This window comes from Gaetbulibacter sp. M240 (assembly GCF_043876815.1).
Taxonomy (GTDB): Bacteria; Bacteroidota; Bacteroidia; order Flavobacteriales; family Flavobacteriaceae; genus Gaetbulibacter_A.
In genome coordinates this window covers 698,186-718,982 of sequence record NZ_JBAWKA010000002.1, presented here as the reverse complement: position 1 = coordinate 718,982, position 20,797 = coordinate 698,186, and the positions used below count along the sequence as shown (strand labels likewise).

At 33.6% G+C, this 20,797-nt stretch carries 20 protein-coding genes; 8 read left to right on the top strand and 12 right to left on the bottom strand.

From position 1 onward, the window contains the following. Positions 1-186: 186 nt before the first annotated feature. The 6 genes from V8G61_RS08780 (at position 187) to V8G61_RS08755 (ending at position 6,417) form a co-directional block, all read left to right on the top strand. Complete coding sequence (locus V8G61_RS08780) at positions 187-378, top strand: hypothetical protein (RefSeq protein WP_394875179.1); 192 nt, start codon at positions 187-189, stop codon at positions 376-378. Between the two features lie 84 nt (positions 379-462). Further along, positions 463-1,644, top strand: a complete 1,182-nt coding sequence (locus V8G61_RS08775; RefSeq protein WP_394875177.1) for a hypothetical protein — start codon at positions 463-465, stop codon at positions 1,642-1,644. Next, positions 1,645-2,085 carry a hypothetical protein gene (locus V8G61_RS08770; protein ID WP_394875176.1) on the top strand — a complete coding sequence of 147 codons (441 nt, stop codon included), beginning with the start codon at positions 1,645-1,647 and terminating at the stop codon, positions 2,083-2,085. Continuing rightward, positions 2,082-2,927 (top strand): tetratricopeptide repeat protein, encoded by an 846-nt coding sequence (locus V8G61_RS08765; RefSeq protein WP_394875175.1) that lies wholly within the window; start codon positions 2,082-2,084, stop codon positions 2,925-2,927. Before V8G61_RS08770 ends, V8G61_RS08765 begins: the two co-directional genes overlap by 4 nt. Beyond that, complete coding sequence (locus V8G61_RS08760; RefSeq protein ID WP_394875174.1) at positions 2,927-5,131, top strand: peptidase domain-containing ABC transporter; 2,205 nt, start codon at positions 2,927-2,929, stop codon at positions 5,129-5,131. Before V8G61_RS08765 ends, V8G61_RS08760 begins: the two co-directional genes overlap by 1 nt. 2 nt (positions 5,132-5,133) lie before the next feature. Then, on the top strand, positions 5,134-6,417 hold the full coding sequence (locus V8G61_RS08755) for an HlyD family secretion protein (RefSeq protein WP_394875173.1): 1,284 nt from the start codon (positions 5,134-5,136) through the stop codon (positions 6,415-6,417). Here V8G61_RS08755 and V8G61_RS08750 read toward each other — a convergent pair. The 4 genes from V8G61_RS08750 to V8G61_RS08735 form a co-directional block, all read right to left on the bottom strand. Continuing rightward, positions 6,414-7,862: a lipopolysaccharide biosynthesis protein gene (locus V8G61_RS08750; RefSeq protein WP_394875172.1), complete on the bottom strand. Its 1,449-nt coding sequence runs from the start codon at positions 7,860-7,862 to the stop codon at positions 6,414-6,416. The two genes, V8G61_RS08755 and V8G61_RS08750, sit on opposite strands and share 4 nt — an antisense overlap. 101 nt (positions 7,863-7,963) lie before the next feature. Then, positions 7,964-8,683 carry a pirin family protein gene (locus tag V8G61_RS08745; RefSeq protein WP_394875304.1) on the bottom strand — a complete coding sequence of 240 codons (720 nt, stop codon included), beginning with the start codon at positions 8,681-8,683 and terminating at the stop codon, positions 7,964-7,966. A gap of 52 nt (positions 8,684-8,735) precedes the next feature. After that, positions 8,736-9,173 (bottom strand): MarR family winged helix-turn-helix transcriptional regulator, encoded by a 438-nt coding sequence (locus V8G61_RS08740; protein ID WP_394875171.1) that lies wholly within the window; start codon positions 9,171-9,173, stop codon positions 8,736-8,738. A 5-nt stretch (positions 9,174-9,178) separates the two neighbouring features. Beyond that, on the bottom strand, positions 9,179-9,709 hold the full coding sequence (locus V8G61_RS08735; RefSeq protein ID WP_394875170.1) for an NADPH-dependent FMN reductase: 531 nt from the start codon (positions 9,707-9,709) through the stop codon (positions 9,179-9,181). Positions 9,710-9,843: 134 nt separating this feature from the next. On the opposite strand from V8G61_RS08735, the gene V8G61_RS08730 reads away from it, so the two are divergent. Beyond that, positions 9,844-11,472: an acyl-CoA carboxylase subunit beta gene (locus tag V8G61_RS08730; RefSeq protein ID WP_394875169.1), complete on the top strand. Its 1,629-nt coding sequence runs from the start codon at positions 9,844-9,846 to the stop codon at positions 11,470-11,472. Here V8G61_RS08730 and V8G61_RS08725 read toward each other — a convergent pair. The 7 genes from V8G61_RS08725 to ung all read right to left on the bottom strand — a co-directional run bounded on the left by V8G61_RS08725 (position 11,469) and on the right by ung (position 18,216). Continuing rightward, positions 11,469-12,554, bottom strand: a complete 1,086-nt coding sequence (locus V8G61_RS08725; RefSeq protein WP_394875168.1) for an AMP-binding protein — start codon at positions 12,552-12,554, stop codon at positions 11,469-11,471. The genes V8G61_RS08730 and V8G61_RS08725 overlap by 4 nt on opposite strands. A 20-nt stretch (positions 12,555-12,574) precedes the next feature. Beyond that, positions 12,575-13,537: a CPBP family intramembrane glutamic endopeptidase gene (locus V8G61_RS08720; protein WP_394875167.1), complete on the bottom strand. Its 963-nt coding sequence runs from the start codon at positions 13,535-13,537 to the stop codon at positions 12,575-12,577. Between the two features lie 3 nt (positions 13,538-13,540). Continuing rightward, on the bottom strand, positions 13,541-14,596 hold the full coding sequence (locus V8G61_RS08715) for an o-succinylbenzoate synthase (protein WP_394875165.1): 1,056 nt from the start codon (positions 14,594-14,596) through the stop codon (positions 13,541-13,543). Next, entirely contained in the window at positions 14,597-15,274 is a 678-nt protein-coding gene (locus V8G61_RS08710) for a metal-dependent hydrolase (protein ID WP_394875164.1), read from the bottom strand. It lies immediately after the preceding gene. 33 nt (positions 15,275-15,307) lie between these two features. Continuing rightward, complete coding sequence (gene menA, locus V8G61_RS08705; RefSeq protein WP_394875163.1) at positions 15,308-16,213, bottom strand: 1,4-dihydroxy-2-naphthoate octaprenyltransferase; 906 nt, start codon at positions 16,211-16,213, stop codon at positions 15,308-15,310. Then, the gene (locus tag V8G61_RS08700) at positions 16,210-17,049 is read right to left on the bottom strand and encodes a 1,4-dihydroxy-2-naphthoyl-CoA synthase (protein ID WP_394875162.1); all 840 of its coding nucleotides are present in this window, start codon (positions 17,047-17,049) and stop codon (positions 16,210-16,212) included. The genes menA and V8G61_RS08700 overlap by 4 nt, the downstream gene beginning before the upstream one ends. Positions 17,050-17,550: 501 nt before the next feature. Further along, on the bottom strand, positions 17,551-18,216 hold the full coding sequence (ung, locus tag V8G61_RS08695) for a uracil-DNA glycosylase (RefSeq protein WP_394875161.1): 666 nt from the start codon (positions 18,214-18,216) through the stop codon (positions 17,551-17,553). Between the two features lie 50 nt (positions 18,217-18,266). Between ung and V8G61_RS08690 the strand changes: the two genes are divergently transcribed. Further along, positions 18,267-19,760 (top strand): YfcC family protein, encoded by a 1,494-nt coding sequence (locus V8G61_RS08690; RefSeq protein WP_394875160.1) that lies wholly within the window; start codon positions 18,267-18,269, stop codon positions 19,758-19,760. Between the two features lie 7 nt (positions 19,761-19,767). Here V8G61_RS08690 and holA read toward each other — a convergent pair whose 3' ends face one another. Further along, the gene (gene holA, locus V8G61_RS08685) at positions 19,768-20,772 is read right to left on the bottom strand and encodes a DNA polymerase III subunit delta (protein ID WP_394875159.1); all 1,005 of its coding nucleotides are present in this window, start codon (positions 20,770-20,772) and stop codon (positions 19,768-19,770) included. Positions 20,773-20,797: the final 25 nt, after the last annotated feature.

Genomic DNA, 20,797 nt, shown 5'->3' with positions numbered 1-20,797 from the left:
TTATCTTATCGAAAATTTGAATTTATTACCGTTTGTCGAGAGTGAAATTTCTAATAATGTTAAAAAACAGCTATTTAGGTCGTGAATGTAAATAATTATTTAAAAGACTTCTCTAACATTGTTTCATATCTAAAGCGGATGCCGAAAAGCTAATAGAGTAGGCAATATTTTTAAAATTTATTTATTATGAGTAGATTAAGTTTAGATGCTTTCAAAGCAAAAGCAGAAAACATAAACATTAATGAAGTTCTTGAAAAAGTTCAAGGAGGAGATTGGTCTGATTGTCATGGTTGTGACGGTACTTGGGCTAAAATCAAGGACTATATAGCTGCTGGATTTGAGGCTCCAGTCCATATGTCTTCGCAAACACGTGATTAATTCAATTTAAAATGTTAAAAGTCTAAGTGTTTAATTAATCATTTGGGCTTTTATTAAAAATTTAAGATGATTATTAAAAAATAAATGCTAATAAACAATTCAATAGGAAAAAATAAGCTAATTGAAAATATAAAAATTCTGCTGTATAAAGAACGTGTTAATATTTTTGATATTTTAGATTTCGAGGATGACAACATTTATCAAGAACCTCTTTTCTTTGCTTTTTTTAAAAAAAAAGAACTTTATTTTAATCAACTTGACTCAATAATTTTTGGTTACAGTAATATCAAAAATTATAAGATTAAGGTAATTACAGATAAACACGGAAGAATTTACATTCCAAATATAGGATGGCTAATAACGGATTCTAAACTAAAAGCGTACGATTTAAGTAATTTAAAACAAATTCGATTAGAAGATGAAGATGGAAGTCATAAATTTAAACTTGAGCCCATTGAGTTAATCAAAGATACCACAATAGAACTTTTAAAGTATCCTATTGAAATATTAGATCAGTTTTACTATGATGAACATTTAAATAGGATTGATGTAGAAATTAAGGAAATAACAAAAAAACATATTTCTCACCTAACACAAGCTTTTTATCTAATAAAAAAATATATTCCTCACCATTATAAACTTATCGAGTCTGTTACTAAAAAAGTAGTTGTCTTCAATGTCAATGATGATTTGAGAAATTCATTTGCAACATTAAGTGCCCAAGGCATTGCTTTTTTTAATGCTTGTCAAGAAAATTATAATGAAGTTTTTTTTATTGATGATATTGCTCACCAAACTGGACATATCATCTTTAATGCAATGATTTATGATATTGATGAATTTCTCAAAGTTGAGCCTTCATATATAGTCCAAGAGTTAAAGAACGAAGAAGGTAAAATAGTTGAAACGAGAGATATCCATGTGGTACTTCATGCTTTATACACTTATTTCACAACATTTATTTGTTTAGATGCCATACTAGAAAATGATGTTTTTGAAGGAGAAAAACTGCATGAACTTTTAGGAAGGATGAAATTTTACATAGGTAAATGCTATTTAGATTTAAAAATTTTTGAAAACCCAATAAACAAAATTGAAGTAGAAAACATATTTGAAGATAAGGGATTAGAAATATATTCTGAATTAAAAAATAAGCATAAAGAAATGAGCCAAAAGTGGATTTCAAAAACGCAGAATTTTAGGCTAGATAATCAATTATATAATTTTTCATATTCATTATTTAAAGAATTAAACCCAATTGATTAAATGAGAACTATTCTAATTATGTTTCTTATTTTATTACTACCTGCATGTAATTCGTCAGATAGTAATTTTAAATTATGTGGAAATAAGAAATATCCATATTACCATCCTGATTTAAGTTATGAAGGTGGTTTTTATGAAATAAAAAGACATTTCTATGAAAATTATAGCCAAATAAAAAATGATAAAAACACAGGTATTGTTCAAATTCAATTTCAAGTTAATTGTATTGGAGATACAGGGAATTATAAAGTTAGCACCTATTCTCTTGAGTATAAAAATACCATTATGGATGAGACTATTATTCATAGGTTACTCCAATTAACTAAAGGTCTAAAAAAATGGATTCCAGCAGTTAATGATAATGGCGAAAATATAAACAGTCATAAATTTTTCGCTTTCAAATTGATCGATGGAAAGCTTATCGATATATTACCGAAATGATAAAAAAAAGAAAAAAGAAATGGAAAAAGAGATTGTTAATCTTTTTTTCATCTTTAATAATTTTAATTATTGTTTTAGGAATTGTATTTAATCAATTTGTCTATATGTTGATATTCCATTTTGGATATTCTCAAGTCTATAATGGTAATAATGAAAGAGGTAATAAAATCATGGAATATGCGATTTCTAAATTAAAGTCTCCTAATGCTAAAATTTATCACGCTCTTTCCGTTCAAAACACAAAAAACGGGAATTATGATATTGCTATTTCCTCTTTAGAAAAATCATACAGAATGAATCCTAATGAGGCTGGTGCTTATTATGGCTGGGTTTTATTGTATTATTATCATGATTATGAAATGGCTTTGGAAGTATTGAATAGGTACGATGACTCGACACCAAGATTTTCAGATTGGCCTATGGGTGAGTGCATTCATTATTTGAAAGGGTTGGCACATAAGGAATTAGGTGATTTTAAGTTAGCAATACAGGAATTTAATATCTCAATTGGTAATACGTCTAAAAAACATGGGGAAGATTGGGTAGATTATCAGGTTTTTCTAAACAAAGGAATAAGTTTTTTTTATTTAGAAGAGTATGATAAAGCTATTATTGAATTTGATAGGGTAATCAAAAATTATGACAAGTGTTCTGAAGCTTATTATTTTAAGGGCTTATCTCAACTAAAGTTGTTAAATAGTAATTTAGGATGTAGTAATCTAAATAAGGCACTGTCTTTAATTAGTCAAGGTTATAAATCATCGGATACATATGTAGAGTTATTTCATGAAATTTATGTGCAACAAGTAGAACAATCTATTTTAGAAAACTGTTACAATTAATGGCTAAAAAGTTTCCTTTCTATAAACAGTTGGACATGAAGGATTGTGGGCCGACTTGTCTGAAAATAATAGCAAAATTTCATGGGAGAATTTTTGAAATAGATTTTTTAAGGGAAAAAGCAAGTATTACTCAACAAGGATCATCTTACGGTGGTATAGCTGAAGCAGGAGAGATTATTGGTATGCATTCCTTTGGCGCTAATGTAACCTTTGATACTCTATCCAAAGAAGTCCCACTACCCTGTATTGCTCACTGGAGGCAAAGACACTTTATAGTCGTTTATAAAATTAAAAATGATAAAATCTATGTTTCCGATCCAGCTCATGGTCTTATAAGTTATTCTAAGGAAGAATTTTTAAATGGTTGGATACCCAATAAACAAAAACTTTCTCATTCTGAAGGTTTAGTTTTATTATTGGAGCCAACTCCTGAATTTTATAAGAGTGAAGATAATACTGAAACTAAAAAATTAGGGTTCAGATTTTTGTTTCCATATTTCAGGAAATATGAAAAAGTTTTAATTCAAATATTTATTGGACTATTTATAGTTACGTTATTACAATTAGCTATGCCATTTTTAACCCAAGCGGTGGTTGACTATGGTATTCAATACCAAAATTTAAATTTTGTATATCTAATACTAATTGCTCAATTAGTTTTTTTTGCTAGCACTACTTCTGTTCAGATAATTAGGGATTGGTTGATGCTGCACATGACAAGCAGAATTAACATTCGATTATTATCTGATTTTTTAATGAAATTAATGAAACTACCTGTTTTATTTTTTGATAGAAAAAATATTGGGGATTTGTTACAACGAATACAAGACCATACTCGGATTCAAAATTTTTTGTCATCTTCAACTCTTGGCGCATTATTTTCCTTCGTTACCATTTTTGTATTTTCCTTAGTATTGGCTTATTATAATTTATTTATTTTTTCAATATTTATTCTTGGAACATTATTGTATCTAGTTTGGACAATTATATTTTTAAAAAAAAGGAAAGAACTAGACTACAAAAGATTTGATTTAGCCTCAGGTAACCAAAGCAGTATCATTCAGCTCTTAAATGGAATGCAAGAGATTAAACTCAATGGTTCGGAAAGGAGGAGAAGATGGGAATGGGAAACGATACAAGCTAGATTGTATAAAGTCTCAATCAAAAGTCTAGCACTTCAACAAGCCCAAAATATTGGTGGTTCCTTTATAAATCAATTAAAAAACATCATTATTACATTTTTGGCAGCTAAAGGCGTTATTGATGGTCAACTTACTCTAGGAGCGATGCTTTCAGTCCAATATATCTTAGGACAATTAAATGTCCCTGTAAATAGCTTAATAACCTTTATTCAATCAGCTCAGGATACTAAAATAAGTTTAGCAAGAATATCTGATGTGCACCTTCAAGATGATGAGGAGAATAAAACGAAAAATAATATAAGGCAATTACCATCCGATAAATCCATATTTATAAAAAAACTCAGTTTTAGGTATGGTAGTAAACATTCTTCTTTAGTACTTAAAAACATAGATTTTGTAATTCCACAGGGGAAAATTACTGCAATTGTCGGTGCCAGTGGAAGCGGCAAAACAACTCTAATAAAACATTTACTCAAAATAGTTAACCCGATATCTGGCACAATTAAAGTGGGTAATATCAATTTCAAAGATTTGAGCGTTTCTTACTGGAGATCAAAATGTGGTTCTGTTATGCAAGATGGGTATTTATTTTCAGACACAATTGTTAGAAACATAACAGAGTCTGACTCAGAAGGGTTTATTAATAAAGAAAGGCTTTTGAGTGCTGTTAAAATAGCTAATATTGAGTCTTTTATTGAATCACTACCCATGGGCTACAATACAAGAATTGGTGCAAGTGGTATGGGTATTAGTGGAGGTCAAAAACAAAGAATATTAATAGCTAGGGCGATTTATAAAAACCCTGATTATTTATTTTTTGATGAAGCTACGAGTGCCTTAGATTCAACAAATGAAAGTGAGATAATGAATAATTTAAATGATTTTTCCGACAACAGAACTGTCGTCGTCGTAGCCCATAGATTGAGTACTGTACGAAATGCAGACAAAATTATTGTTCTAGATAAAGGTGAAATTGTAGAGGACGGAAATCATCAAGAATTAGTAAATAATAAAGGATTGTATTTTAAATTAGTGAAAGACCAATTAGAATTAGGAAATTAATTATGAAGATTGATGAAATAGAAACTCATAGTGAACAAATAAGAGAGATTTTAGAAAAGCAACCAAATTTATTTTTAAAATGGGGTATAACGGTAATTTTTATTGCCATTTGTTTCATTTTTTTAGCAACTTGGTTTATTAAATATCCAGATGTTATTAGATCCCAGGTAACAGTAACTTCAAATATTCCTCCGCAAAAAGTATATGCAAAAACTACAGGGAGAATAAGCAATTTATTTGTTAAAGACAAAGATTTGGTTGAATCCGGTGAGCCTTTTGCGATAATTGATAATAGTGCAAATTATAAGGATGTGTTTTATTTAAAAAAAATAATTGATAGAATTAAAATTAAAGATAAGTTTGAATTTCCAATGGATAGCTTGCCAAATTTATCGTTGGGAGATATAGCTTCTCAGTTTGCAATATTTGAAAACGCATACAATAAGTATAAATTAAATTTGGAATTAAAACCATTTTCTAATGAAGAAAAAGCAAATCTATATTCTGCTTTAGAACTTAACAAACGTCTCGAAAACCTAAAATCTCAAAAAGAAATCAATAAAATAGAATTAACTTTTAAAAAAAAAGATTTAAATCGGTATAAATTATTATTTGAAAAAGGTGTAATTTCCGAACAAGATTACGAAAAAAGACAGTTAGAATATTCTCAAGCTGAGCTTAATTATAAAAGTTTCGAAGCTTCTATCTCTCAAATAAGAGAAGGGATTTTTAATGCAAAAAAAAAATCTAAGGATACAGAAATAAATCGTATTGAAACAGAAATAACGTTATTCAAAAATGTTCTTCAATCATTGAATCAGTTAAAAAAAGCCATTAAAGATTGGTATTATAACTATGTATTAAAATCGAATATTAAAGGAAAAGTTTCCTTTTTAAATATTTGGAATACAAATCAAAATGTAAATCAAGGAGATTTGATATTTATAATAATTCCGATTAAAAGTTCCTCTATCATAGCTAAATTAAAAACCCCTCCTATAAATTCTGGAAAAATCATGGGTGGACAGAAGGTCAACATTAAACTTGACAACTATCCAAACATCGAGTTTGGAATATTAAAGGGTACAGTTAAGAATATTTCTTCAACTCCTGATAATAATGGGTTGTATACAGTTGATGTTAATTTGTCTAACAAACTCATAACTTCGTATAACAAAGAAATAGAGTTTAAACAAGAAATGACAGGGACGGCAGAAATTATTACAGATGACTTAAGGTTAATTGAACGTTTATTCTATCAAATAAAAAGAATTTTTGAAAATTAATATTTATTTAACAGAATCATTAATTCTTTTCTTTCGTTAATTATTGTGAAAATAATAAAAAATAAAATCAAGGAAATAGAAACAAATATGTTATTTCTAAAATAACAAAATGAAATAATTGATAAAATTATGGAAGTTATTAGGTACAAGTTTATTTTTCGAATATTATAGGTAATTTTATAGTATTTTTTCCCATAACGATACGATAACAATGTCATTACGAAATATACGATTAAAGTTACCCAAGCTGATACAATAAAACCAAATATTGGTAAAAGTAATAAGTTTAAAAAAACAGTAATTGTCGCCCCAATTAAAGAGAAACACATTCCAAAATATGTTTTATTAATAAGTTTATACCAAATTGATAAATTCTGATAAATCCCTGAAAACAAATTTGCTAACAATACAATTGGAACGATTATTAGAGCATCCCAATAATTCGGATTTATAAAATTCTTAAATACATCAACCAAAGCAACAATCGCAAATAAAATTAATGATCCAATAATTACAAAATAGGTCATTATTTTTGAATAAATAGCTTTAGCATTTTTATTTGCATATACATTAAAGAAAAAGGGCTCTATACCTAAACGAAATGCCATGACATACAAATTCATGAAAATAGATAATTTATAGCAAGCACTATAGATACCCATTTCCGAACCTCCAACTAATCTTTTAATCAAAAATTTATCCATATTCTCATTAATAATGTAGGCCATGCCTGCAATAACAATAGGCCATCCATATTTTATTATCCTTTTTAAAAGAGTTAAATCAAAATAAAATTTGAATTTAATCAAATAAGGAAGTAATAATAAAAATGAAACTCCACTACCAATTAAATTAGCAATAAATATATAATCTACTAAATTAACTTTATAAAAATTTTCTGTGAAAATCGAAGGTAATTTTCTATACGAATCAATAAATTCTGGCAGGAATTTTAAAAAAAATAAATTAAGGCCTACTACTATAATAACATTTACAAACCTTATTATCGCATATAGACTAGCATTATTTTTTATTCTTAAATATGCAAATGGAATAGTTGATAAAGTATCGAACGCTAAAACACCAAATAAAATTTTAATTCTAAAAGAGTTACCAGTAAAATCGAAAATTTCTAATAAAAAATTTTCGAAAAGACAAAAAAAGATACCTAGTAAAATTACTGAACAAACGGTAGTAATGAATGTCGTACCTATTAATTTACTTTTATCATTTTCATCATTATAAAATCTAAAAAAAGAGGTTTCCACGCCAAAAGTCAATAATATAGCAAATAAAGATATCCAGATATAGAAATCAGTATTAACCGCATAATCACTTACATTCAAACTATCCGTATGAACTTTTACTAATAAAAAATTTATTATTTTAGGAACAACTGTCGCCAGTCCATAAAAAAAAGTATTCTTAATTACAGTTTTATACAAGAGTAGTAGGTTAATTTATGGTGCGATTACTAAAACTATTTTAGATAAATCAATTCGAAATTACCAAAAAACATTTAATTAATAATCAATTGTAAACTAAATTACTGCATCGGTACTTCAATAAACAATAACCCGGTATCTTCTTTAGTACTAATTGTAAATTCTTTGGTATTACTAATTCCAATTGCATCTCGACTGTGAAGCGTTTCACCGGCAATCTCATGTTCTCCAAAAATAGTCATCACATACACACCATGATTTTCACCTTTTAATTCATAGGTAAAAGTCTTGTCTTTATCCAAATCAATACGCGACAATACAGCATCCTGATGAATTTTCAAACTACCTTCATGATCGGAGTCCATAGAAGTCACTAAAGTTTGAAGTTTATTTTTTCGATCAGCCTCTTCAAATCGTTTTTGACCATAGCGAGGTTCCACGTTCTTGGTATCGGGGAAGATCCATATTTGGAACAAATTCAAATGCTCCGTAGCCGATCCATTAATCTCAGAGTGTTGAACTCCAGTTCCGGCGCTCATCACCTGAACTTCTCCTGGTAATACTGCCTGCCATTCATTATGCATGGAATCACGGTGTTTTAGAACACCTTTTAATGGTATCGTAATGATTTCCATATTATCGTGCGGATGCGTTCCAAAACCCATACTTGGCGCAATAATATCATCATTCAAGACCCGTAAAGCTCCAAATTGAATGCGATCTTTATTAAACCAGTTCGCAAAGCTGAAGGAATGTGTGGCTTGCAGCCAACCATGATTTGCATATCCTCTACTGTCTGCTCTGTGAACAACAGTTTCCATTTTACTTGTGTTTTCTTTTATTGTTTCCATATTATCAACCTTTCTTTTATTTTTATCTCATTTTATCCAGCAGGTCGCTTAATTGTTCAGCTTCCTGTTCATTTAAATTTTTTAGAAGATTCTTATTAAAGTTTGCAGGAATACTGTCCAGTAACGCCCTGCCCTTTTTCGTGATCACTATTTTAACCACACGTCGGTCTTCTTTACAAGGTAAACGCTCAATATACTCCTTAGCTAATAGTTTGTCCATTAAACGTGTGGCATTTGGAGCACGTTCAATCATGCGGTCCTTAATTACCTGTACATTTAAAGGCTCTTTCGCACCCTTTAAAATGCGTAAAATATTGTATTGTTGTGGCGAGATACCGAACGATTTAAAAAATTCGTTCTGACAACTCGAGATCCAATTCGCCGTATACAGAATATTAAGAAGCGCCTTAATCCGGTTGTTCGGAAATGTGGATTGTATGTCTTTACTAATATCTCCCATGATTTTTATAAGCTATTACTAAACTTTTCTACTGCCGCCTTCAACTCAGAATCCAAATCACTATCTACAATTTTCCCATCCTTAAAGTTATCGTTAAAATTAGGAAACGAAAACGTCTCGATAATATCAGCTTCATGGCGTGGAAACCGTGATTTTGCGATCTCTAACACCGATTTACCGCCGCGGCCACCCGGTGACGAAGCCATGAGCAACATAGGCGTATTAAAAAATAACTTTCCCTCAATACGTGATAACCAATCTAAAGCATTTTTAAAAGCTACGGTGTAGGCGCCGTTATGTTCCGCCAAGGACAACACAATACCATCAGCATCCCTGAATTCCTCTAATAGTTTATGAGCATCTTCAGGAAAGCCCTGCTCCGCTTCCAGATCTACGCCGAACAGAGGCAGATCATAATCATTTAGATCTAATATTTTGGCATTGGCATCCTGCACTAAAGAAGCCGCATATGTAGCCAGTTGTTTATTAATTGAATGTTTGCTGTTAGAGCCTCCAAAGGCTATAATGTTTTTCATAGTTTCTTTTTTCTGATACAAAAATACATAAATTAATTTTATTTTCCAAGGAATATATTTCCATGTAATATATTTTAACAATTTATTGACTTTTATTATGCTTATTTTGTACATTCGTAGAAAATTAAATACCCATGGATATTACCTTTAATAAAAACGAAGATCATAACAAATTGCAGGTTTCTGAACTCAAAAAAAAACACGCAGAGGTTAGTTTAGGCGGCGGTAAATCACGTATTGAAAAGCATCATGCTAAAGGTAAAATGACAGCTAGGGAGCGTATTGATTTTTTATTGGATCCTAAAAAGAAATCTATTGAGATTGGCGCTTTTGCAGGTGACGGTATGTATAAGGATCATGGTGGTTGTCCATCAGGCGGAGTTGTGGTTAAAATGGGTTATATTAGTGGTAAACAATGTATTGTGGTGGCAAATGACGCCACAGTAAAGGCAGGTGCCTGGTTCCCTATAACTGGGAAAAAGAATTTAAGAGCTCAGGAAATCGCTATAGAAAACCGTCTGCCAATTATATATCTTGTTGATTCTGCGGGGGTATATCTACCAATGCAAGATGAGATCTTTCCGGATAAAGAACATTTTGGTCGTATTTTTAGAAACAATGCCGTTATGAGCAGTATGGGTATTACTCAAATTGCAGCTGTTATGGGTAGTTGTGTTGCCGGGGGTGCTTACTTACCTATAATGAGTGATGAGGCCTTGATTGTTGAGAAAACAGGAAGTATTTTCCTGGCCGGTAGTTATTTGGTAAAAGCGGCAATTGGAGAAACCATCGACAATGAAACTTTAGGTGGTGCCAGTACCCATTGCGAAATTTCCGGAGTTACAGATTATAAAGCCAAAGATGATAAGGACGCCTTGAATACCATTAAAAATATTATGGATAAAATTGGTGATTATGACAAAGCTGGATTCAATCGGGTTAATCCCAAAAAACCAACTGAGAAACCTGAAGATATTTTTGGTATTATTCCCAGAAGCCGTGCAGATCAATATGATACTTACGAAATTATTAAACGCCTAGTAGATAATTCCGAATTTGATGAATATAAGGCCGGTTATGGTCAAACCATCATTACCTGTTACGCTCGTATCGATGGCTGGGCCGTTGGCATCGTTGCAAATCAGCGTAAATTAGTAAAAACCAAAAAAGGAGAAATGCAATTTGGAGGTGTGATCTATAATGATAGTGCCGACAAAGCGACACGGTTCATCGCGAATTGCAACCAAAAAAAGATACCATTGGTTTTTTTACAAGACGTCACCGGGTTTATGGTGGGCAGTAAAAGCGAACACAGCGGCATCATCAAAGACGGGGCTAAAATGGTAAATGCCGTAAGTAATTCGGTCGTTCCTAAATTCACTGTAATTATGGGTAATAGTTACGGTGCAGGGAATTACGCTATGTGCGGAAAAGCTTATGATCCGCGACTCATTGTAGCCTGGCCTTGTGCTGAGCTGGCTGTTATGAGTGGGAATTCAGCCGCTAAAGTATTGCTTCAAATTGAAAAAGCATCCCTTGAAAAACAAGGTGAAAAAATAACAAAGGTTAAGGAAGAAAAATTGTATAATGAGATTAAGGCACGCTATGATGATCAAGTATCACCATATTATGCCGCAGCTCGCTTGTGGACCGATGCGGTTATTAGTCCGCTGGATACACGTACTTGGATCAGTATGGGCATAGAGGCCGCCAACCATGCTCCTATCGAAAAACCATTCAATATGGGAGTTCTACAGGTTTAAGATTCCTGCAGTTGTAATTTTTTTAAAGTCTTTTTTCGATGGATCTTATGTGAAGCCGTTTCCGCGAAAGCGGGTACAAAATAATGAGCTTTGGGTTTTTCGAACTTATCTAAAGATTCAAACACAGAACTATCGATATCATAAGGTTCACTCTCAACAACTAAGATCACTTTCTGCCCGAGCGCGTCATCAGGTATTGAAGTAATAAAAAAGCGTTTATTAATGCCTTTTTGTAGTTTATGCTCTATTTGTTCAGGAAAGACCTTGACACCTCCTGTATTGATCACATTGTCCCAGCGCCCTAACCAATCAAATTCTGTATTAGAATACATGGTGATCATATCGTTGGTTACGATAGGCTTATCCAATAATTTGGGGGCATCAATAACCAAACAACCCCGATCATCCTGAGATATGCTAACCTCTGGAAGGGTTTTAAAATGTAAATTTGAAAGATCTTTCGGCTTTTTGAAGTTATTGAGCTTTTTCATCGCTATATGCGATACTGTTTCAGTCATTCCAAAGGTCTCATAAACTTTAGAAGGAATATTCTGAATAGCTTCTAACAGCGATTTTGGAACCGGTGCACCTCCAACGATTATGGTTTTAAGATTCTTACTGTAATTCAAAAAGAATTTTAGCTGCATCGGTGTAAAAGCACAGAAATCATATTTCTTTTCGTAATCGATAAGGGGATGTGCTGATGGCTCTACCAACTCCAGGCTTAAGCCTAAGGCGATAGCACGAACGATCATCATTTTACCGGCAATAAAATTAGAGGGCAGGCAGTTAAGTACTTTATCACCGGGAGTCAGACCAAAATAATCACCGGTCATAATTGCCGAGTTTACCATAGCTTGCTTTTTTATTTTTAAACGCTTAGGCCTCCCTGTAGAGCCTGAGGTTTTAGCAATGATGTAGTCTTTATTATCCAACCAATCCAACAAAAAGTTTCCAATTTGCTCTTGATAGGGCTCTCCTTCTTTAACAAAACTGTAGGCTACTTCCATTAAATCATCAAAAGAGTAATAATGACCGTTTAACCGGAATCTATTGTGAACTTGCGTGTAATTTGGCGTCATAGGCGTTAGTTATTTTAAGGTTATTGCCCTATCGTATCAATGGCATCTTGTGAATTAGGGTCGACAACTTTACCAAAAAGCTTGTCTTTCCAGTTACTCCACCCGTATTTCTTCGATAAAATAAAAAGTAAAATAGGAAATACAACAAAAACGGGAACAAAAATTTCAAAAATACCCATTTTATCAGGTTCACTAACATCTTTCAAAACTGAATAAGTTTGAAAAGCTGTCCAGTCTGCTGTTACTAAAAGCGCTGTAAATAAATTATTTGCGGCATGAAAACCAAGGGCAAGCTCCAATCCGTCATCCATTAAAGTTATAATTCCTAAAAACATTCCTGTACCTATATAAAAGACCAAAATGGTATAACCTAATTTTTCAACCTCAGGATTGGCTATATGTAATAATCCGAATACTGCAGAAGTAATTAATAAAGGTAACCATTTGTTTTTGAAGATCACTCCCATCCCCTGCATGAGATACCCCCGGAATAAATATTCTTCAAAACTGGTTTGAAGTGGTATCATTATGATAGCTATTAAAAACAAGATGATGAATCTCATGGGTTCAAAATTCCAAACATAATCTTCTGGTGTCATCCAATATTCCATTAAAATGAATCCACTGGAAATAAGACCCCACAACACAAAAATAAATCCGACACGCTTCCAATCAATTTTTGGCCGGGTTGTAGTAAGCTGTTTAATGCTCAAATTATGCAGAAACTTCACTATTAATAATAAAGCACCTAGCCCTGCAGCAAAGGAAAGCAACATGAGAAACAAACTGAAATTGGGTTCCAAAACACCTAGTATCTCTGACTGAGTTAAGGCTATTTCACTTTCGCCTCCCATAGCCATTTTCATAACAACAGCAACAGTTAAAGGCAATTGCCCTATAACAATAGCAATAAAAACAAAAATTAATCCTACCAAATACCGCCACCATTCGTGCAGACCTTTAAATGCTTGTGCTATATACATATTCTATAAATTATTTAAGTTCAACTGCCTTAGATCCCAAGATTTTTTTTCATTGTAAAACAAGGCGCCTTGAATCACTTCTAACGGACTTTCAACATTATTCGTAAAAAGACCACCTGTACCCAGACCCTGAGGTAATAAACTTTGCTTTTGATAGGTAAATTGTGCTATGGCATTCAAACCTATATTGCTCTCTAAAGCACTGGTAATCCACCAGCCTATTTTATCTTGCTCTGCAAAAGTAATCCATGCATCACTTCCTGCAAAACCACCAACCAAAGAAGGTTTTAAAATAATAAACTGTGGTTTTATGGTTTGAAGTAAAGCTTTCTTTTTGGTATCGGAAAAAACACCAATTAACTCCTCATCCAAAGCAATGGGTAAAGGCGTCAAATCGCAAAGTTTTGCCATGTCATCTACCTGCCCTTGCTTTATAGGTTGTTCTATGGAATGCAAATCCAATTCGGATAATATTTTAAGCTTGTCTAAAGCCTCTTCAGGGGTAAAAGCACCATTAGCATCCACCCGTAATTCAATTTCCTTTGCTGAAAAATCCTTACGTATAGAGCGCAATAATTTGAGTTCTTGCTCAAACTCAATAGCCCCGATCTTCATTTTTATACATTTGAAACCAGACTTAAGTTTTTCTGAAATTTGCTTTTTCATAAAGCGCTCCGAACCCATCCAGATAAGTCCATTAATTTCGATGGCATCTTTACCTTCCGAAAATTTAGATGGGAATAGTTCAAAAGGATATTCGCTTTGCAATGACTTAAAAGCCATTTCCAAGCCAAATTGGATGCTCGGAAATTCTAAGGTTTCTTTCAATAGCCCCTCTAAACCAAGGTCAATATGTTTACATACCCATTGTAGCTTTTCTTCAAAATCAGGACGATCATCCACCGAGAGGCCTTTAAACATGCCACATTCGCCAATGCCGGTTTCTATTCCATTATTTAGAATAAGAAACCAGGTATCCTTGGTTTTCAGAACACCTCGGGAAGTACCGCTAGCTTGCTTAAAGTTGAGAGTGTATTTTTTAAAACGGGCTTTTATCATCTACAATTCAATAGATTCACCAATATCGAGAAGCATAAGATCTTTATTTTTTTCAAAGAATTTTTTCTTGGCTTCATCATGATCGATCTCAATATACCCGAAGGTGTCGTAATGATAACCAAGTACTTTGTCGCATTCCACAAAATCACTTGCCAGAATAGCGTCATCAATACCCATGGTAAAATTATCCCCGATAGGTAAAACCGCCAGATCCAGTTTTGTTTGTAATGGAATAAGTTTCATATCATATGTCAGAGCTGTATCGCCTGCAATATATATGTTTTTGTGTTCACTTTCAATAATGAATCCGCCAGGTTGCCCACCATAACTTCCATCAGGAAATGACGACGTATGAATAGCATTCACATATTTTACAGTACCGAATTCAAAATCCCATTGGCCACCATGATTCATAGGATGCCCTTCTAAATCTAACTTTTCATAGTGTGATATAATCTCAAAATTAGAGATCAAAACTGCTCCTGTGCGTTTAGCGATGGTCTCAACATCTAAAATATGATCTTGATGGGCATGAGTTATTAAAATATAATCTGCCTTTAGAGTGTCAATATCAATATTAGAAGCCTTTGGATTCCCCGTTATGAAAGGATCCACTAGAACATTAATGTCGCCGATCTGAATTCCTAAACTGGCATGGCCATAAAACGTAATTTTCATTTTTCAAAGATTTTTATTGTTACTACTCTGTTCTCATAAAACTTGACCCAACCCCATTAAAACAGCTAATAACACGGTAGTTAAAGCCAATTTTTTGAGTTCCGGGTCCAATAGCTTTGGAACCTTATTTTTATTAAAACGGTTTAAATGCAGTAGCAGGGGCAGATAGCTGACGATAAATATCAAACTATAATAGGATTGAAAATACAAAATACCAAACAAAGCTGAAAATACCACAGCAGAAATTATTAACACATTATGGTAGACCTTTGTTTTCTTAGCTCCTAATTTCACGGCCAGAGTATTCTTTTTTGAGGCTTCATCCGAAGCTATATCGCGTAAATTATTAAGGTTAAGAACACCAGCACTTAAAAGTCCAATAGTTACAGCGGGCAAATAAACAATAGCATCCAGTGTTTTCGCATACAAAACATAACCACCTGCAACACTTATGAGTCCAAAAAAAATAAACACAAACAGATCCCCCAGCCCTTTATAGCCGTAGGCTTCCTTCCCTACCGTATACTTTATGGCTGCTACAATAGAGGCAATACCCAAAACAAAAAATATTAAAATTAAAATAACTTGTGATGAGCCGAATGCCGTGAAAATTAAAATTGCAGAAAACAAGAGCGCTAAAAAAGCATTAATATAAATGGCGTTTTGCATTTGTTTCGGTGTAATTTTTCCACTTTGAATGGCGCGTTCCGGACCAATACGATTAGCGTTATCAGTTCCTTTTAAGCCATCACCATAATCGTTTGCTAAATTTGAAAGTATCTGAAAACTCAAAGTTGTAAGAAGCGCCAAAATAAATATTGACCAACTAAAATACCCCATTTTAAGGGCTAGAAATGTGGCCAAAATAATTCCGGAAACTGATAAAGGCAAGGTCCTTAAACGCATGGATGCGATCCAGACCGATAGATTATTCATCATGGAATCCATTTTTTATCAAAGTTTGGCTTACGTTTTTCTAAAAACGCATCACGGCCCTCCTTGGCTTCATCGGTCATATAGGCCAAACGAGTGGCTTCTCCTGCAAATACCTGCTGCCCTACCATGCCATCATCAGTAAGATTCATAGCAAACTTTAGCATTTTAATAGATGTAGGTGATTTTGCCAATATTTCCTGAGCCCATTCAAAAGCAGTACTTTCCAATTCCACATGTGGCACAACCGCATTTACCATACCCATGTCAAAGGCTTCCTGTGCCGAGTAATTACGACCTAAAAAGAAGATTTCACGTGCTTTTTTCTGCCCGACCATTTTAGCTAAATAGGCTGAACCATAACCGCCATCAAAACTTGTGACATCCGCATCAGTTTGTTTGAAAATAGCGTGTTCTTTACTGGCCAGTGTCAAGTCGCAAACCACATGTAAACTATGTCCGCCACCAACAGCCCAACCAGGAACCACAGCAATAACAGCTTTAGGCATAAAACGAATTAATCGTTGCACCTCTAATATATTTAACCTGTGATAGCCGTCATCACCAACATAACCTTGATGTCCACGAGCTTTTTGATCACCGCCACTACAAAAGGAATAAACACCATCTTTGGGAGAAGGCCCTTCAGCCGAAAGTAATACCACACCAATAGAGGTGTCTTCATTTGCGTCATAAAAAGCATCATAAAGTTCTTTGGTTGTTTTCGGTCTGAAAGCATTCCGAACCTCTGGTCTGTTAAACGCTATACGAGCGACACCTTCACATTTTTTATAGGTTATATCCTCATATTCTTTTACGGTAATCCACTTTGGTGACGTCATACTTAAAATTTTATCAAAAATAATTCATATTTAATAAAAACAAGGCCTCGCTTCTAAAAAAAGATTTTTGCTCAATTCATAAAAAGTTTGGCTATTTGGAAATATTGAATGTTCAATTTTAGTAAAAATCTAAAATTATAGTCAAAAAAATAACGATTTATCAGAAATTTTAAATTAGTACTTTAGCTATTTGCTTGTAGTCTTTTTTTTATTATCTTTGCTTATAGCTATTAATTAAACGTGAATATTTGCATTTCATCTATTATGACCTGCGATTTCCTACAAAAGCCCTAATGCCTATGATTTTAAAAATTACCCTTGCTATTGCGGTTCTTCTCTCCATTAATTTTATTTTGCTAAAATTTAGCTGTAACAAAATTTCTCGTAAAACACGGATTAATAAAAAACCGGTAATTCTTAATACTAGAATTAGAATCGATGAATCTGAAGAATTAGCACCTACAGGTAGCTAATTACTAATTAAAGATTTCCTTTTTTTAATCACCAGTTAATTGGCAGTTTACCCTGCTCATAAAGAACTTTATTGACTTTACTGAAATGTTTATTTCCAAACCAATAGCCTCTATTCGCACTCAAAGGTGAAGGGTGTCCTGAGGTTAGAATAAAATGCTTTGAAGTATTAATCAGTTTTAATTTCTTCTTTGCATAACCACCCCACAATAAAAATATAATTCCCGTTGTTGTACTATTAATTTTTTTAATAACGGCATCTGTAAAATTCTCCCAGCCTTTGCTTTGGTGGCTACCGGCTTGATGAGTCCGAACTGTTAAGGTCGCATTAAGCAACAAAACACCTTGGTCTGCCCAAGACATTAAATTGCCACTTTCAGGATATGGCTTTCCAAGGTCATTTGAAACTTCCTTAAAAATATTTACTAAAGATGGAGGATGTTGCACCCCATCGTTTACAGAAAAACATAAACCATTGGCTTGTCCATGGCCGTGATATGGGTCTTGACCAATAATGACCACCTTTAAATCCTCGGGATGACAGTGGTTGAAGGCATTAAAAATCTGATTGGCCGGTGGGAAGCATTCATGATTCGCATACTCTGACTTTACGAATTGTGTCAAGGCTTCAAAGTAAGGCTTATCAAATTCCTCTTGTAGTAAGGATTTCCAGCGATCATCAATTTTTAATTCCATAAAAACTTTCTAAAAAAGTACTATCTTTAATTTATTTAAATGTAAATCTATTGAAAAAAAGGAAGTTCCCCACGGCTCAAACCATTTTATTGATTATCGCGGCATTGGTGGCTTTAATGACCTTTATAGTTCCTGCAGGAAAATATGATACTTTAAGCTTTAATTCTGCTGATAACACATTTATCCGAGCAGGTTTGGACCACCAGAAAACCTTACCTGTTACTCAGAAAACATTAGATGAACTTGGAATAAAAATTCCCTTAGAAAAATTTACAAGTGGCGATATATGGAAACCCATAAATATTCCTGGAACTTATAAAAATCTTGGAGCGAAACCACAAGGTATTGTTGCTTTGATAGAGTCACCAATCAAAGGGATCATCGAGGCAGCTGACATTATTTTTCTGGTCTTGGTAATTGGTGGACTTATCGGAATAATGAATTTGACTGGTGCATTCGATGCAGGCATTTCTTGGCTCGCTAAGACCTTAAAAGGTAGAGAATTCGTCCTGATAATAGCTGTTACTTTTTTGATCGCTTTAGGAGGTACCACCTTTGGTCTTGCCGAAGAAACCATCGCCTTCTACCCTATTCTTATTCCTATTTTTCTGGCTGCCAAATACGACGCCATGGTAGCACTGGCTTCCATTTACATTGGGTCTTCAATTGGAACCATGTGTGCTACCACTAATCCGTTTAGCGCTATTATTGCCTCCGATGCCGCAGGTATAAACTGGACTTCAGGAATTACCAACCGAATCCTGTTTTTTGTTCTGGGAACCACAATTTGTATTATTTATATTTTAGTTTATGCCAAGAAAGTAAAAAAAGACCCATCTAAATCCATTATTTTCAGTCAAAAAGAAGCTATCGAAAATCATTTTGGAAATACTACCAATGCTTCTATAACCCTAACCAACCGTTTACGTCTCATCCTTTTTGTTTTTACCATGTGTTTTGTAATCATGGTTTACGGCGTATCTGTGGAAGGTTGGTGGTTTATAAAAATGACCTCCGTTTTTCTCGTTGGATCTGTGCTCATAGGTTTTATAGGAAAGATCAGAGAGTCTCAATTTGTTGATACTTTCGTTAAAGGGGCTGGAGAACTACTAGGCGTGGCCTTAATTATTGGTATTGCCAGAGGCATAACTGTAATTATGGAAGACGGACTGATTAGCGACACCATGTTGTACTATGCCAGTAATTTAACCAGTGGCATGAACAAGGGTATTTTTATTAATGCCATGCTATACATTTACGGTGGCTTGTCATTTTTTATTCCTTCTTCATCCGGAATGGCTGTTTTAACTATGCCAATTATGTCGCCTTTGGCTGATGGTGTTGGCATCGGAAGAGAATTTATTGTAAACGCCTATAATTATGGCATGGGGCTTTTCGCATTTATCAGCCCTACAGGATTAATACTCGCTTCTCTGGCAATCGTTAAAGTTGGTTACGATAAATGGTTAAAATTTGTGATCCCTTTGGTTCTCATCCTTTTGTTTTTTACCATGTTCGGATTAACAATATCCGTGTATATGTAAGTTGGTTTTAAGCCAGTATCTTCGCCATAAGCTCTTTAAGCAGGTCGCCTTGAGGAACCGCATTGGAATTTACCCCTTTACTTTTTACATCGAAAGTTCGTAAGTGCGATACGATAACACTCACCTTTTTCATCGGGTAATTTCTGGCAGCTGTAACATATTCATTTACAAAATACGGACTGATTTTTAAAGCAGAAGCCACACTTTTTGGTGATTTATCAAGTAATCCATGATAGGTTAAAAGCTGAGAAAAAAAATTGAATAGTAGCGCAACCGTAACAATCATGGGATTATCTTTTGGATTTTCCGAGAAATATTTAACGATCTGAAAGGTCTTCCTAGCATCACGATTTCCTATTGCCTTACGAAGTTCAAAATTATTAAAGTCCTTACTTATTCCTATATTTTCCTCTATTATCTCAGGTGTGATCTGGCTTCCAGGTTCTAAAATAATCTGTAATTTCTCTAATTCATTATTGATCTTACTAAGTTCGGTCCCTAAAAATTCAACCAGCATTTGCGCAGCTTTCGGGGAAATAGTGTAGTTTTTCGGTGCCAAAATACGACGAATCCAATCGACTACCTGATTATCGTACAATTTATTACTCTCATATACCACACCTTGTTTTCGGATAGCCTTATAAAGTGCTTTACGCTTATCTATTTTTTTATACTTGTAATTCAGCACCAAAACAGTAGATGGCTGTGGTGCTTCCGCGTAAGCGCTCAATTTTTCAATGGTTCTGGACAGATCCTGAGCCTCTTTTACAATAACAACCTGATGGTCGGCCATCATGGGGTATCGTTTCGCCTGAGCAACAATATCATCAATGGTTACGTCGCGACCATACAATACCATTTGATTGAAGCCGCGCTCTGCCTCAGATAACACCGTTGTTTCAATAAATTCAGATAGCTTATCAATATAATAAGGTTCTTCACCCATTAAAAAATAAATAGGCTTTATTTGACCCTTTTTTATATCTGCTACTAGTTGTTTTACTTCGTCCAAATCAGAGAAAATTCAATTTAAAAAA